Here is a 15,326-nt window from a genome sequence, read left to right as displayed (position 1 = left end):
GAGTAATGTATGGAAAAAACCTATTCGGGGTTTGTTGCAATTGTAGGTAGACCCAACGTGGGGAAATCAAGCCTTATGAACAAGTTTGTTGGAGAAAAGGTGGCAATTGTTTCGCCCAAACCTCAAACAACCCGTAATAAAATTATTGGGATACTCACAAAAAATGAAACACAGATGGTATTCATCGATACCCCCGGTCTGCATAAGCCGCGCACCAAGCTTTCTGAGTATATGGTTAAACAAGTTAACGAGTCCGTTTCCGATGTTGATATCGGCGTATTGGTTACAGAGCCAATAGGGGAAATTACAAAATCGGAATTTGACCTGCTGCACAGTTTAAAAGCTGCAAAAATGCCCGTTATTCTTGCTGTGAACAAAATCGATACACTGTCACAAAAAGAATTAATGATGGAAAAAATCTCAGTCTTTTCAAAAGAATTTGAGTTTGAGGCAATTATTCCGGTTTCGGCACGCACAGGCGAAGGTGTACAGATCTTGCTTGACAAAATTCAGAGCTATGTGCCCGAAGGGCCGCATTTTTTTGATGATGACGAAATGACAGACCAACCCGAACGTGTAATTGTATCCGAGATTATCCGTGAGAAAGTGCTTAACAATATGCAGGATGAGATACCCCACGGAGTAGCTGTGGGTATTGAGAACATGAAAGAACGTACCAATGCTGATGGCGAGGAGATTGCCGATATTGATGCAACTATTTATTGCGAACGAGACAGCCATAAAGGCATGCTTATTGGCAAAGGCGGCGCGATGCTTAAAAAAATCGGAACACAGGCTCGCATCGAGGCAGAAAAATTCCTTGGTATTAAAATAAATCTTCGCATTTGGGTAAAAGTGCGCGAAGATTGGCGCAATAAAGAGGGGCTTATAAAAAACTTTGGTTATAAGTAGTACCGTATGTTTGTAATTACTATTTTCTTTCCGATTGTATTTATGCAATTCTTCTTAATTAGAATAACTGCAAAGTATAAAGAAACAACAATTTCTATTTGTCAAGTCTAAATTATTGGAATTTATGGTGTGCTTTCCCGTTCATAAGTTTTGCTTTGGTGGTAACAATGTTAGCAAGTAAACATGCGGGAGGAATACCATGGATCAAATGATGAACGCTTGGGAACAGTTTTTGCGTACAGGCAAGGTCAGCGACTATCTGCGCTATCGTCAAGCCATCGACGCGTTTTCTGATGACTACATCGAAGGTGAGGAGTATCCTGATGCAGATGAATACACAGGCGGTGGTAATCGGTTCACGGGATATTGATGAAGAAGACCGTTTGCTTACCCTGCTCTCCAAAGATTATGGTGTGATTTATGCATATGCCAAGAGTGCCAATCGTTTAAAAAATAAGCTGGCACCAACCACAGAGCTGCTTTGTTACTCATCTTTTGTTTTATTTAAGAATAAAGACCGATATACGGTCGATTATGCGGACAGCTTAAATATGTTCTTTGGTTTACGTAAGGACATTGAAAAGCTGTCCCTTGCTACATATTTTGCCGAACTTTCGGCAACAATCGCTCCCCATAGTGAAGGAGCAAATGATTTTTTACGCCTGCTGCTGAACACGCTGCATCTTCTTGAAAAAGGCAAACGTACTGGTATGTTTTTAAAACCGGTGTTTGAATTGAGGGCGCTTACAATGGCTGGTTATATGCCAAACCTTGTTGCTTGCCGAGATTGCGCCTGCTATGAAAGCGATAGGATGAGCTTTTTGTTTGACAGCGGCGAGCTTCTTTGTGGTGATTGTATGTCAAAAGCTGCAAAACAACCTGTAAAGGCTTTAAACTTGCCAAAAGGGGTGTTGGCAGCAATGCGCCATATCATTTACAGCCCTTTTGAGCGTTTGTTTGCTTTTGAATTATCAACCGAGGGCTTACAGTATTTGGGAGATGTGATTGAAAAATATCTGATTTATCAGACGGAAAAAAATTATATAACTTTAGACTTTTACAAAAGTCTGTTATGAGTTTATTCTACGAGCAGAAAAGCGCATTAAATAAGCAAAGTATAGCTTTTTTGCTCACGATAGGCTTTGCCTGCGAAAGTGAGGATTCACATGGAACACAACGAAAAAAAACACTATCGTGCACTTGAGCTGGATAAAATTTTAATGCAACTTGCAGATTGCTGCAGTTGTGAAGATAGCCGAGCGTTAGCACTGAATATCAGCCCTCAAACCAATTATTCTAAAAGTGTAAAGCAAATGAACTTTACGCAGGACGCTCATCTGCTCTCGGTACGATTTGGTATGCCTACTATACTAAACATCAGAAATGTTAAAGGAATGCTCAAGCGAGCTCAAGTAGGGGCAATGCTCAACCTGCGAGAGCTTATGGATATATCCAATGTCTTGCGTACTATCCGAAACCTCAGCACATATCGCAAAGATTGTGATGATACGGAAACAGCACTTGACTCTTTATTTGAGAGTTTATCCCCAAATAAAACTCTTGAAAATATGATTAATGAGAACATTTTGTCGGAGGATGAGCTTGCTGACTCCGCAAGCCCCGAGTTGTTTCATATCCGCCGTAACATACGCAACACCGAACTAAAGATTCGTGCACAGCTTGATAAAATGGTAAAGTCTGTGTCTTACCAAAAGTATTTGCAGGATTCTATCATTACGATGCGTGACGGACGGTTTGTTGTGCCTGTTAAACAGGAATATCGTGGAGAAATCAAAGGTATGGTGCACGACACATCATCCAGCGGCGCTACGCTATTTGTAGAGCCGATTGCAGTAGTAGAAGCGAACAACGAGATTCGTGTGCTGCAAAATAAAGAGCAGCAAGAAATTGAACGCATTATTGCACCGATGTCGGAAGAGGTTGGCTGCCATGCCGATACCATTTGTGCTGATTATGATACCGTAATTGAACTTGATTTGCTGTTCGCCAAGGCTCGCCTTGGCAGAAAAATGAAGGCCACTATACCCACTATCACAGATGACGGTATCATTGATTTGCGTAAAGCTCGCCATCCAATGATTGACGAAAACAAGGTTGTACCAACTGATATTTATTTGGGTGGTTCGTTTGATACATTAGTTATAACCGGTCCAAACACCGGCGGTAAAACTGTTTCGCTGAAAACACTTGGTTTGTTTACCCTTATGGCGATGTGCGGTCTTATGCTGCCGGTTGCAGATGCAAGTACTGTTTCGGTTTTTGACCGTGTACTTGCCGATATAGGTGACGAACAAAGTATAGAGCAAAGCCTCTCTACTTTCTCAGCACATATGACGAATATTGTATCCATTTTAGATCAAACAGACTGGAAAACCCTTGTGCTGCTTGATGAGCTTGGGGCTGGTACTGATCCGATTGAAGGGGCTGCACTTGCAATAGCAATCATCGAAGCGTTGCGCGAAAAAGGTGCAAAAATTGCTGCCACAACGCATTATGCAGAAATAAAAGTATTCGCACTAGAAACCAAAGGAGTAGAAAACGCATCCTGCGAATTTGATGTTGAGTCACTAAGCCCTACTTATAAATTGTCTATCGGTGTACCGGGGCGCTCCAATGCGTTTGCTATCTCCGAACGTTTAGGCATTGAACATAATATCATTGAATGTGCGAAAGAACGTGTATCAAACGAAAATGCCCGCTTTGAAGATGTAGTATCTCAACTTGAAGAAACCAGACTGGGGCTGGAAAAAGAAAAATCCGGCGCACAGCAGGTTCGTGAAGAAACAGAACGTTTAAAGCATGAGGTAGCAACATACAAAGCACGCCTAGAACAAGAAAAAGAACGAGAGATAGAACGGGCTAAAACCGAGGCGAAACGGCTCATTGACAAGGTGAAAGTAGAGTCTCAGCGCATTCTTGATGAATTAGAGGAAATTAAAAAGCAAAAAGATACCGAGAATTACAAAAATATGCCCAGCTTAGCACGTGCACAAATGAAATCTGGTGTGAACAAGCTTTATGAGCTTGCCGACCCTGTTAAACAGCAGGAACAAAACGATAATTATGTATTGCCCCGCAAACTTGTAAAAGGTGATGTCGTATCGATTGTGGATATCGGTAAAGACGGCACCGTATTGTCTCCTGCCGATAATTCCGGCAACGTTATGGTACAGGTTGGTATTATGAAAATTAAAGTTGCACAAAGTAAATTAAGGCTGGATGAGAGAAAAAATAAAGTTACGCTAAACAACAAAAAGGGGAGCGTGGGCAAAAATATTACCAGCCGTGCGGAACGTTCCGGAAAAACAGAAATCGACCTGCGTGGTATGATGGTGGAAGAAGCACTCATCGAACTTGACCGTTACATCGATAACGCCGTTCTTGCAGGCTTAGGTGTAATTACCATCATTCATGGTAAAGGCACAGGTACTTTACGAGCCGCGGTTCAAGAACATTTGCGTCGGCACAAAAATATTCGTACGTTTCGTTTGGGCGTTTATGGCGAAGGAGAGTCGGGCGTAACCATTGCAGAATTAAAATAACCAACAAAAAAGGCACCGATTTACGGTGCCTTTTTAAATCCTAAAACTGATGCTTATTAATCACTTTACGATTTGGCAGCATCTTTTAATGCGCGATCCAGCCAAACACTTGCTAAATCCAATGCCTTGTAAAGCCCTTCTTTTTCACTTTTCTTGATAATTCTGTCTTTAATACGTAAATCTAAATCGGTAGAAAGCAACTGGATTGTTACTTTTTTTGACATTTCAATACCCAAAACGTCATCTTTTTTGCTATCCAAAATTTGCATCAGCACCACAAACTTATCTTTCATGTTGCCGTAATAAATGGTATTGCCCGAACGAACAAGAGGTTTACCCTTATAGGTTAAAAACTTTTCGTCTTTTACAGCTTCGCTCATCTCATCGTCCTCCTGTATCTTAATGTATTTTAATTAACAAATAACAGCAAATACTATATCTAGCTGTTGTATCAGATTATTATACCATAATTATGCACAATTGTAAACGAGATAACACAGTGACAAATGTAAATATACAATGAATATGCATAAAGTCCCTTCTGCAGAGAAAGCAGAAGGGACTTTTAAATTAATCGTTTAAATACGCTTTAACCAGTGCCTGCAATAGTTCGTCGCGGTCTATACGCCGAATTAAGCTGCGTGCATTATTATGCGTTGTAATGTAGGTGGGGTCCTCAGAAAGGATGTAGCCCACAATCTGATTGATGGGATTGTAGCCCTTCTCACGCAGAGCATCATATACTGTTGTTAGGGTCTGCTTCATTTCATTTTCTTTATCTTCATGAATGGAAAACGATATCGTAGGCTCATGCATGTTTCAAACCTCCAATGCCTATAACCTTTACTATTAGAATACACTAAAAAGCAGAAATTATCAAGATGAAAATGACAACCTTAATAGAAAATTAAGATGTAAGCATTAAGACCGCAATTCTGCACCCAATTCGCCCAAGGCTTTTAAAATCTTTTTCATTGCGCTGTTAGCTTCCTCGTCAGTGAGCGTTTTATCTGCTGAACGCAGAGTGATATTGTAGGCAACACTCTTTTTACCTTGCGGCACCTGAGCACCACGGTAAACGTCAAACAACTCAACTTTGTCAAGGTGTTTGCCTGCTGCGCCTTTAATTGCTTTGTAAAGGCTGAGTACAGGCAGGCTGTCATCACATAATACGGCAATATCACGGGTTGTGGCAGGGTACTTTGGCAACGGGCGATACTGCTTATCTGCAGCCTTGTTTTCAAACAGCAGTGCTTCGTCCAGTTCTGCAACATAAGCTTTCACGCCAATATCGTAGTTATCCAAAACGGCAGGGTGAATTTCACCGATAATACCAAGCGGTTTGTCACCTAGCATCAGTTTTGCACAGCGCCCGGGATGGAAAGTGGGGTTAGCACTTTCTGGGATTACGTCATATTCATAACCGCCAAGTGCATCAAAAAGTTCTTCTACAATTCCTTTGATAGCGTAGTAATCAGCATTTTCACCGTACATACCGATCAAGATTTTTTGGTTTTCTTCAGGCAATTTATCTGCAGTTGTTGGTACGTACTCTGTTGCTATTTCAAACAAATTTGCTGAAAGGTTGCGGTTATTGTAGTTGCGTGCCAGTACCTCCAGCATAGAGGGGATAGCAGTGGTTCTCATCACACTGGTATCTTCGCCCAAAGGGTTACTGATGATTACCGAGTTGCGATATTTACTGTTAGCAGGCAACTTGATTTTATCGTAGTATTTGGGGCTGATAAACGAATAAGTCATAATTTCATTGCACCCTTGAGCCAACAGGGTAGAAGAGATTTTTTTCTCATATTTCTGTAAATCTGTCAGCTGTGCTTGAGCCGAACCACGAATTGCAGTAGTAGGGATCTTGTTGTATCCGTAGATGCGCGCAATTTCTTCTGCGATATCCGCTTTGTGCTGCAAATCTGCACGGAACGAGGGTACGATTACTACATCGTTTTCATCCACGATGCATTCCAGCTTTTGCAAAATGCGAATCATTTCTTCACGCGAGAGTTCAATTCCCAGAAAACGATTAATCCAATCGTGCTCTAGCGGAATACGCACAGGGCTCTTGTCTGAATTATCTATATCAATCATTCCGCCAATGACTTCACCTGCACCAAGCTGTTCAATCAGTTGGCAAGCTCTCATCACAGCAGGAATACAGGTTTGGGGGTCAAGCCCTTTCTCAAAACGGCCGGATGCCTCGGTTCTCATGCCTAGTTTCTTGGCGGTAATACGTACCGATGGACCGCTGAAACATGCACTTTCAAATACGATGGTATTGGTATCATCCATAATGCCGGAGAACTCACCACCCATAACACCAGCCACTGCGGTTGGCGCGTTTTCATCCGCTATCACAAGCATATCAGACGAGAGTTTACGTTCTATTCCATCCAGTGTAACGATGCGCTCGCCGTCTTTGGCATTGCGCACCACAATTTTACCGCCTTTTACAAGCTTATGGTCAAATGCGTGCATGGGCTGACCGTATTCCAGCATCACATAGTTGGTGATATCCACAATATTGTTGATGGGGCGTACGCCAGAAGCGCGCAATCTCTCTCTCATCCATCTCGGAGATGGTGCGACTTTGATATTTTTCACCATTTTTGCAACATAACGGGGGCACAATGCAGGGCTTTGTACCTCTACGGCAAGATAATCGTTAATATTTTCTGTTTCGTTTTTTACTGTGGGTACCGGCAGTGTGAGAGGTTTATCAAAAGTAACCGATGCTTCACGTGCAAGCCCTATTACAGACAGACAATCAGGGCGGTTTGAGGTAATTTCAAACTCCACGCAGGTATCGTTCAGACCAATGGCGGTCTGAATATCCTGCCCAATTTTACAATCCTCTTGCAAGATAAAAATACCGTCTTCAATTGCATAAGGGAAGTCATGTACGCTAAGCCCCAGTTCACTCAGCGAGCAGAGCATACCCTCGCTTACAACACCGCGCAGCTTACCCTTTTTAATTACTTTACCGCCCGGCAGCTTCGCGCCGTCCAGGCATACAGGTACAAAATCTCCAACATTTACGTTGGTTGCTCCTGTAACAATTTGCAGCGGTATATCTTTGCCTGCATCAATCGAACAAACAACAAGTTTATCTGCATCAGGGTGGCGCTCAATTGATAAAACCTTTCCTACCACAACTTTTTCGATCTCGCTGCCTTCCACCTCATATCCCTCAACTTTTGAGCCGGACATGGTCATTGCCTCAGAAAAGGCACGAGGAGCAGCATCTATTTTTACATAATCAGAAAGCCATTTAATGGATAAATTCATTGTAAATCCTCCTTCGAAATCTATGGGATTTTTATAAGGCAGACGTTATCTGTTTGCAGATATATCGATTCTGCCAAAATATTTTCAAATCAGAACTGATTTAAGAATCTAAGGTCGTTTTCATAGAACAAACGCAAATCATCAATATTAAAGCGGCGCATAACAATGCGCTCAAGTCCCATGCCAAACGCAAAACCGCTGTATTCTTCAGGGTCAATTCCGCAGATAGAAAGTACCTTCGGGTGTACCATACCGCAGCCTAAAATTTCAATCCATCCCTCGCCCTTGCAAAGGCGGCAACCCTCGCCGTGGCAGGCAAAGCACTGCACATCAAGCTCTGCTGAAGGTTCTGTAAAAGGGAAGTGGTGTGGTCTGAAACGCACAACCGAATTTTCACCGTACAGTTTTTTCACGAATATTTCAAGCGTACCTTTCAGGTCTGCCATAGTTACGCCTTTATCAACCACAAGTCCCTCAATTTGGTGGAACAGCGGGGAGTGTGTCGCATCAACAGCGTCAGAGCGATAAACTCTTCCGGGTGCTATAATGCGAATGGGTGGTTTTCTGTTTTCCATCGTACGAATTTGTACAGGGGAGGTTTGTGTGCGCAGTACAATATTTTCGTTGATGTAAAAAGTATCCTGTGTGTCGCGTGCCGGATGGTCTTTCGGGATGTTGAGCGCCTCAAAGTTGTAGTAATCGTACTCCACCTCAGGCCCTTGAGCAACATCAAAACCCATACCCATAAAAATATCTTTGATTTCGTCCAAAACCAAACTTAACGGATGTTGTTTGCCTAAGGTATGTTTTTTGCCGGGCATGGTCACATCAATGGTTTCGGCTTTCAATCGTGCAGCAACAGCAGCAGCCTTTAACTCCGCTGTGCGGGTTTCGATATGCTCCTCAATAAAACCGCGAACTTCATTTGCGAGTTGACCCATCACAGGGCGTTCTTCAGCCGAAAGCCCCCCCATTTGTTTTAAAATAGCAGTCAGTTCACCTTTTTTACCTAAAAATTTAACTCTGATTTCATCCATCGATTTTTCATCTTTGGCAGCCTGCAGAGCCTCAAGTGCATTTTTGCGGATTTGTTCTAATGCATTTTTCATTTTGCTAACCTCCATATTCAAATATGTGCCGTTTATTACTTTAGCTTAGCTACAGCATATCTACTGTTTGCGGATTTAAACAACAAAAAAAGCTTCCGCCCCTATGTTAATAGGGACGAAAGCTTGCACTTCCGCGGTACCACCCGTATTTTTGCTTAACACATAGGCAAAGCAAACACTTACGATTGCCTGTAACGGGGCAGTTCCGTCGCTGCCTACTAAGTAGTTTCAACAGCGCCGCTCGTGGGCGAACTTCGTTTTCCCAATCCCTAAGATGCTTCCAGCCGCCGACATCTACTCTCTGCAAGGGATAACAAGAACCTTACTTTCCCAGTCTTCGCGTTATTACTATTCAATATAGCACAGTTAGTATGCTTTTGCAACAACAATTTACAGTTTATCCTGTTTATACTTTGCCATAAGCTGCTTATACTGCTCTGCAGATGCAGTATTGTGCTCAATTTCATCTTGCTTTAAACTGCGTTTTACCTTTGCAGGGCTGCCAATTACTAAACTGCCGTCGGGCACCTCAGTACCCTGTGTAACCAATGCACCTGCACCTACAATACAATTTTGCCCGATTTTTGCGCCGTTTAGTACAACAGCTCCCATTCCAATTAGTGTGTTATCACCAATATGGCAGCCGTGCAGAATTGCACCGTGCCCAACGGTAACGCCCTTGCCTACAATTACCGGTTGGTTGTGGTTGCCATGCAATACACAACAATCCTGTACATTGCTGCCTTCTCCCAGTATAATGGGGGCAACGTCACCGCGAAGCACTGCATTATACCAAACTGAACAGCCGCTTTTTACGGTTACATCACCCACTATTACCGCACCTTGTAAAATCAGTGCATCTTCGTCTATCGTTGGTTTTTTCATACTGTATCTTCCTTAAAAATTTAAATATCGGTATTATCTTGCTTTCTGGGTTTTTGCTTATTAAAAATGTTTTTAATCCGATGTTTCATCAAAAATAAATGCCCTCTCCACCAACCCAACTGCTCAATTATAAACTGTTTCGTCTCTTTCGTAATACCGCTTATAAAGATGGCGGTTGGTCCGTTTGCGCCGCCAATAATGCCGATACTGCACGCTTCTCTGTGATTCTTTTTCATTATGCCGACCGCCTTTCTTAAACTATATTTTATCACGTAAAATAGCAAATAGCAATTTGCCTCCGTTGATACAATCTGTAATTTTGTGCTATACTTTATAATAGGATTACGAGAGGGGAAACTCTATGATGATACAAACCGGTATTGACTTGATAGAAGTGGCACGCATAGCCAAAAGCATGCAAAAACAACGCTTTATGCAACATGTGTTTTCACCGCAAGAGCAAGAAATGTTCGAAAAACGCGGCAAAAACCCTCAAACCGTGGCAGTGAATTTTGCGGCTAAAGAGGCACTTTCTAAGGCGCTGGGTACAGGGATACGAGGCTTTGCTCTGAACGAAATATCACTTTTGCGTGATGAGTTTGGTAAACCTTATTTTCAATTAAGCGGCAAAATTCTTGAAATTGTACAAAAAAATCGATATAAACTGTCAGTAAGTGTTACCCATACAAAAGAATATGCATCTGCGGTTGTAGTTTGTTACGGAGGTATAGAACCATGAGAATTGTCACATCGGATCAAATGAAACAAATTGAAAAAGCAGCAGCACTAAGCGGTCTTTCCTACTATGATATGATGGAAAATGCAGGAGCAGCTGCAGTGCAGAGTATTTTACGAAAAATAAATACCAACCAAAAACGAATATTGGTGTATACAGGCAAGGGGAACAATGGTGGAGACGGTTTTGTTGCAGCTCGTTTGCTTTGCAATGCGGGTGCAAACGTGAAAGTAATTCTGGTAGACGGCGAACCGAGAACCGAAGATGCAATTACAAATATTAATCTTGTACGCACACTTAATATTGAAGTTTTCGATTTGATTAAAGATATAGATAAGATAACCGTTTTGTTGCAAAATGTCGATATTATCGTCGATGCAATTTATGGTACCGGTTTTCTTGGCGAACTACGCCAAAATGCAAAGCAGGCAGCACAGCAGATTAACACCGCAATCGCAGCCGTATTTGCACTTGATTTACCCAGCGGTATCAATGCAGATAACGGCGAGCTAAGCGAAGATGCAGTTTTTGCCGATTTTACCATTGCATTTGATAGTTTGAAACCTGCTCACTTTGTTTATCCTGCGGCAGAACACTGCGGGGTAATTGAGTGCGCCGATATCGGTATTGCACCCCAGTGTCATGATTATATCGACCTATCTTTTTATCACATCACCGAAGAACAGGTTTTCACAAACATTCCTCAACGCCCGGTCAACTCCAATAAGGGCAGCTTTGGCAAGCTGCTCAACATCAGCTCCAGCTTTGGTATGACGGGCGCAGGCAGGCTTTCTGTATTGGGTGCTCAGCGTGTAGGTACAGGGCTTGTAACGCTTGCTGCTCCGCGCTCGGTAATTGCCATTCATGCTGCGGCTTTAACCGAGGCCGTATTTCTTCCACTGAGCGAAAATGATAAAGGAAGCATCTCTAAAGAGGCAATCCCTCAAATTGCAGATAAACTAAAAGAAGCATCTGCTTGTTTGATTGGATGTGGAATTTCCAACAATGAAGATACCGCCGCTGTTACGGAGTTTATTATAAAAAATGCAAAATGTCCTCTTTTAATCGATGCAGATGGCATAAACGCGCTGTGCAGGAATATAAATGTACTGTATGAGGCAAAGGCGCCCGTAGTACTTACACCTCACCCTGCCGAAATGGCAAGGCTGTTGGGGATATCCACCGCTCAGCTGCTTGTCCGCAAGGTAGAGTTGGGCAGAGAGTTTGCCGTAAAATACCGTGTAGTGCTCGTACTAAAAGGTGCCAATACGCTTATCTTTACACCCGAGGGTACCACCTTGGTTAATACAACGGGCAACAGTGGTCTTGCTAAGGGCGGCAGCGGTGACATTCTTGCCGGAATGATTGCAGGTTTTATGGCACAGGGGATACCGGCCGAGCAAAGTGCGGAATGTGGAGTATATTTGCATGGAAAAGCTGCCGACCTTTGTGCCGCAAGGCTTTCAAAAACGAGCATGATGCCGTCTGAACTCTTAGAGGATTTGTGCATACTGTTTTTGGAGCACGGCAGGTAGATAAATCATATAATTTTGCAGCGGCACTTTGCCGTTAAGGGGGATATTATGAAAAAGATAATAGCCGTACTGATAACTGTATTTATTGTAGCAGCTTCGTTTACAGGCTGCTCAAAAAAACAGAATATGCCAAAATCGAATATTACAGATGAGCTTACAAAGCCTTTTGAGAGCACTGTTGCAATTAAATACAAAGATATTGATGCCACTGCAAAGATTGCCAAGCAGGCGCCGGGGTATTGTAAAATTACGTTTGACAGCCCTGAGACGCTTAAAGATATGGCAATTGAATTTACTGTTGATAAAGTAAAAATAGACTATAAAAAGCTTCATACAAGCTTTAAGCCCAGCTCTTTGCCGGGCTCTGCAGTAAGCAAATTGTTGGTTTCCGCTATCGATTCCGCTACACAAAAAGATGGGGTACGTGTACAGTACAAAGATGATGTGTTGCTGTTGAAAGGCGAAATGGAAGAAAACAACGCCGAGTTTATTTTGCGTATCGACCCGAAAAACGGCAATCTTATTCGATTATCTGTGCCATCCGATGAATTTGAAGCGGAATTTTCAAACTTTGTTTTTATAGCACAATAAACACCAAAAATAAATTAACATTATTGTGTCAATTTACCTATAAAATTTTTTACCCCGTAGATTTATTAATCTGCGGGGTTTTTTGTATTGTTTTACAGTCAACAACGAAAAACACATCAATCAAGCAATTTGCGTTGTTGTCATAAACGTGTGCAAATTAATACAATGAATTAGAAGCTTTACGCAAGCACAGCTATGTACAAATAAAAATTTTATAAAAACAATTATAACAGCGATTAATCGATGATGCTGCTGACAACAATAATATCAACAAAGTTAAAAATTTCGGAGTGATTATGATGACCGTTAAACGTGGAGATATCTACTATGCCGACCTGAGCCCGGTTGTTGGCTCAGAGCAGGGCGGTGTGCGTCCTGTATTAATAGTGCAAAACGATGTGGGTAACAAATACAGCCCCACTGTTATTGCAGCTGCGATTACTAGCCAAAAAGAAAAATCAAAGCTTCCAACCCATATTCCGCTTGAAAGTCAGAACTGCGGGCTTGCGCGTGACTCGGTAGTGCTTTTAGAACAGATACGAACCATAGACAAGCGCCGTTTAAAAGAGCGGATGGGCAAGTTAGACGGAGGCTCAATGACAAAAGTAGATAAAGCATTATCCGTTAGCTTTGGATTGGGTGTTGAGGACAACAACCACCATCAGCCTACATAGGCATAACCGTAACAAAAAAGGACACGCAAGTGTCCTTTTTTGGTGCGAATACCTGTGAAGGCTTATTTCAAAGCATAATCCTCAACCATCATTTTAGCACATTTATTTATATCACCGCAACCCAGTGTAATAACCAAATCTCCATCTTCGGCATGGCTCATCACATAATCTGCCATTTCCTCAAAAGTATTATACCAAACACTTCCGTCTATTTTATCTGCCAAATCCTTGGTGTATATGTTGTAGGTGTTTACCTCGCGGCTGCCCATAATTTCTGACATGACAACTCTGTCTGCAATAGAAAGAACTCTTACAAAATCATCAAGCAGCAGTGCTGTACGCGAATAGGTGAAAGGCTGAAAAACCGCCCAAACTTTGTTAAAATCCATCTCCTTCGCTGTGCGAAGCGTAACTTCCAGTTCCGCCGGGTGATGTGCATAGTCATCTACAATGGTAATACCGCGTACTTTCCCCATTACTTGAAAGCGTCGCCCGGCGCCACCAAATTCCCAAAGATGCTCGTGCAGGTCACATGGTTTGGCGCCTACATAGAGTGCAGCGGCGCAAGCAGCTGTAGCGTTTAGGATATTATGTTTACCGGGTACCTTTAGTTCAATGTGCTGTACAAGCTCTCCGTGGTACATCAAATCAAACTCTGTGTGGATGCCTTTATTATAACGAATGTTGGCAGGGTAATAGTCGTTTATAGGTTCCCAACCAAATGTAATCAGTTGCTTGTCTAGTCCTTCTACTGCTTTCATTGAGTTACTATTGTCGCCGTTTACAATCAGGAGTTTGGTTGTCTTCTGCGCAAACTTACGAAAAGAAGCAATAATATTATCCAAAGTACCAAAATAATCCAAATGATCTGCATCAATATTTAAGATAATGGAAATGTCGGGATTGAGCATTAAAAAGTGGTCACAGAACTCACATGCCTCACATACCATCACATCAGACTTGCCAACCCGACCGCTGCCATGAATTACAGGCAGTTTTCCGCCAATAACAGCAGTTGGGTCCAATCCTGCGCCCAACACAATTTGTGTAAGCATAGCGGAGGTGGTTGTTTTACCGTGTGTACCGCTTACACAAATGCAATTGCTGTATTTGCCTGTAATGAGCCCAAGAAGCTGCGAACGTTCCAAACATGGTACTCCTGAAGATAAAGCAGCAACCAGTTCTTCGTTATCTTTAAGGATAGCGGAGGTGTACACAATTAAATCGGCTCCCTCAATATTTTGCGCATATTGTCCGATAGTAACAGGGATACCTAATACCTCTCGCTCGTAGTTTACTGTATCTGTTTCATTATTGTCTGAGCCTGTAATGTAGTAACCTTCTGCATGTAAAATTTGCACCAACGGAAACATGCCAGATCCGCCGATGCCGATAAAATGTACATGCTTTTTACCCTCAAGAATGTTTTCATCAATAATTGTCATAGTATGCACTCCTGACCTATATTTTCATTAAAAGCGATAATTATTAATAGATTACCCTAATTATACTACTCTATTATAGGTCAAACGGTTCATAAAATAAACAACTTTCTTACAATATTTGTATCAAATTGTATAACATCGAGTTTTTTGAAAAATAATAAGGATAGCGAATGCGGTTTCTAGCATACCCACATCACAACAAAGGAGTAGTCATATTATGAACATTACGGACATCAGAATTAGAAGAACCTATCAGGATACACGGCTGAAAGCTTTGGTTTCGGTTACAGTAGATCATGATCTTGCAGTGCATGATATCAAGGTGATAGAAGGACCGGAACGCCTTTTTGTAGCAATGCCAAGCCGCAAAGACGATAACGGCGTGTTTAGAGATATTGCGCACCCTATCACGCCTGAAGCCCGGCATCAGCTTGAAGACGCTATTCTTGAAGCTTATCAAACTCACATACAAGCGCAGCAGCAAAATGCCGCCGGGATGCTTTAAACAATAGGAACCCATTGCCCTTAACCCTCATAGGATATGGTATATCGCACTGTATAACAGAGCGCGGTATA

General features: G+C 42.2%; 16 protein-coding genes and 1 other annotated feature. Of the genes, 9 read left to right on the top strand and 7 right to left on the bottom strand.

What is annotated here, in order from left to right:
* Positions 1–9: 9 nt before the first annotated feature.
* The 4 genes from era to EDD70_RS07245 all read left to right on the top strand — a co-directional run bounded on the left by era (position 10) and on the right by EDD70_RS07245 (position 4,475).
* Positions 10–912: a GTPase Era gene (gene era / locus EDD70_RS07255; protein WP_092751514.1), complete on the top strand. Its 903-nt coding sequence runs from the start codon at positions 10–12 to the stop codon at positions 910–912.
* A gap of 208 nt (positions 913–1,120) precedes the next feature.
* Positions 1,121–1,282, top strand: coding sequence for a hypothetical protein (locus EDD70_RS14920; protein ID WP_162840777.1), 162 nt, complete (start codon positions 1,121–1,123; stop codon positions 1,280–1,282).
* Positions 1,236–1,988 (top strand): DNA repair protein RecO, encoded by a 753-nt coding sequence (gene recO / locus EDD70_RS07250; protein ID WP_162840778.1) that lies wholly within the window; start codon positions 1,236–1,238, stop codon positions 1,986–1,988. The genes EDD70_RS14920 and recO overlap by 47 nt, the downstream gene beginning before the upstream one ends.
* A 90-nt stretch (positions 1,989–2,078) precedes the next feature.
* Positions 2,079–4,475 (top strand): endonuclease MutS2, encoded by a 2,397-nt coding sequence (locus EDD70_RS07245; protein ID WP_092751518.1) that lies wholly within the window; start codon positions 2,079–2,081, stop codon positions 4,473–4,475.
* Between the two features lie 65 nt (positions 4,476–4,540).
* Here EDD70_RS07245 and EDD70_RS07240 read toward each other — a convergent pair whose 3' ends face one another.
* The 6 genes from EDD70_RS07240 to EDD70_RS07215 form a co-directional block, all read right to left on the bottom strand.
* Positions 4,541–4,855, bottom strand: coding sequence for a hypothetical protein (locus tag EDD70_RS07240; RefSeq protein WP_092751520.1), 315 nt, complete (start codon positions 4,853–4,855; stop codon positions 4,541–4,543).
* Between the two features lie 190 nt (positions 4,856–5,045).
* Positions 5,046–5,291: an IreB family regulatory phosphoprotein gene (locus EDD70_RS07235; RefSeq protein ID WP_092751522.1), complete on the bottom strand. Its 246-nt coding sequence runs from the start codon at positions 5,289–5,291 to the stop codon at positions 5,046–5,048.
* Positions 5,292–5,396: 105 nt separating this feature from the next.
* The gene (gene pheT / locus EDD70_RS07230; protein WP_092751524.1) at positions 5,397–7,775 is read right to left on the bottom strand and encodes a phenylalanine--tRNA ligase subunit beta; all 2,379 of its coding nucleotides are present in this window, start codon (positions 7,773–7,775) and stop codon (positions 5,397–5,399) included.
* Positions 7,776–7,864: 89 nt separating this feature from the next.
* A complete protein-coding gene (gene pheS / locus EDD70_RS07225) occupies positions 7,865–8,884 on the bottom strand; it encodes a phenylalanine--tRNA ligase subunit alpha (protein ID WP_092751526.1) in 1,020 nt (339 codons plus the stop codon).
* 108 nt (positions 8,885–8,992) lie between these two features.
* Positions 8,993–9,231 (bottom strand) — a binding site (T-box leader).
* Between the two features lie 43 nt (positions 9,232–9,274).
* Complete coding sequence (locus EDD70_RS07220; RefSeq protein WP_092751528.1) at positions 9,275–9,769, bottom strand: gamma carbonic anhydrase family protein; 495 nt, start codon at positions 9,767–9,769, stop codon at positions 9,275–9,277.
* A gap of 20 nt (positions 9,770–9,789) precedes the next feature.
* Complete coding sequence (locus EDD70_RS07215) at positions 9,790–10,005, bottom strand: hypothetical protein (RefSeq protein ID WP_092751530.1); 216 nt, start codon at positions 10,003–10,005, stop codon at positions 9,790–9,792.
* Positions 10,006–10,130: 125 nt separating this feature from the next.
* Here EDD70_RS07215 and acpS point away from each other — a divergent pair, with 125 nt between their 5' ends.
* The 4 genes from acpS (at position 10,131) to EDD70_RS07195 (ending at position 13,305) form a co-directional block, all read left to right on the top strand.
* The gene (acpS, locus tag EDD70_RS07210) at positions 10,131–10,508 is read left to right on the top strand and encodes a holo-ACP synthase (RefSeq protein ID WP_242943068.1); all 378 of its coding nucleotides are present in this window, start codon (positions 10,131–10,133) and stop codon (positions 10,506–10,508) included.
* Entirely contained in the window at positions 10,505–12,040 is a 1,536-nt protein-coding gene (locus EDD70_RS07205; RefSeq protein ID WP_092751532.1) for an NAD(P)H-hydrate dehydratase, read from the top strand. The genes acpS and EDD70_RS07205 overlap by 4 nt, the downstream gene beginning before the upstream one ends.
* A 48-nt stretch (positions 12,041–12,088) precedes the next feature.
* Positions 12,089–12,631, top strand: coding sequence for a hypothetical protein (locus EDD70_RS07200; RefSeq protein WP_092751534.1), 543 nt, complete (start codon positions 12,089–12,091; stop codon positions 12,629–12,631).
* A gap of 299 nt (positions 12,632–12,930) precedes the next feature.
* Positions 12,931–13,305 carry a type II toxin-antitoxin system PemK/MazF family toxin gene (locus EDD70_RS07195; protein ID WP_092751536.1) on the top strand — a complete coding sequence of 125 codons (375 nt, stop codon included), beginning with the start codon at positions 12,931–12,933 and terminating at the stop codon, positions 13,303–13,305.
* 62 nt (positions 13,306–13,367) lie between these two features.
* On the opposite strand, the gene murC is transcribed toward EDD70_RS07195, so the two are convergent.
* The gene (gene murC / locus EDD70_RS07190) at positions 13,368–14,750 is read right to left on the bottom strand and encodes a UDP-N-acetylmuramate--L-alanine ligase (protein ID WP_092751538.1); all 1,383 of its coding nucleotides are present in this window, start codon (positions 14,748–14,750) and stop codon (positions 13,368–13,370) included.
* A 217-nt stretch (positions 14,751–14,967) separates the two neighbouring features.
* On the opposite strand from murC, the gene spoVG reads away from it, so the two are divergent.
* The gene (gene spoVG / locus EDD70_RS07185; RefSeq protein ID WP_092751540.1) at positions 14,968–15,255 is read left to right on the top strand and encodes a septation regulator SpoVG; all 288 of its coding nucleotides are present in this window, start codon (positions 14,968–14,970) and stop codon (positions 15,253–15,255) included.
* Positions 15,256–15,326: the final 71 nt, after the last annotated feature.

It is taken from the genome of Hydrogenoanaerobacterium saccharovorans (assembly GCF_003814745.1).
GTDB classification, from domain to species: Bacteria; Bacillota; Clostridia; order Oscillospirales; family Ruminococcaceae; genus Hydrogenoanaerobacterium; species Hydrogenoanaerobacterium saccharovorans.
Note: the sequence above shows the minus strand (reverse complement) of the source record. Positions and strands in the feature narration are given on the sequence as shown.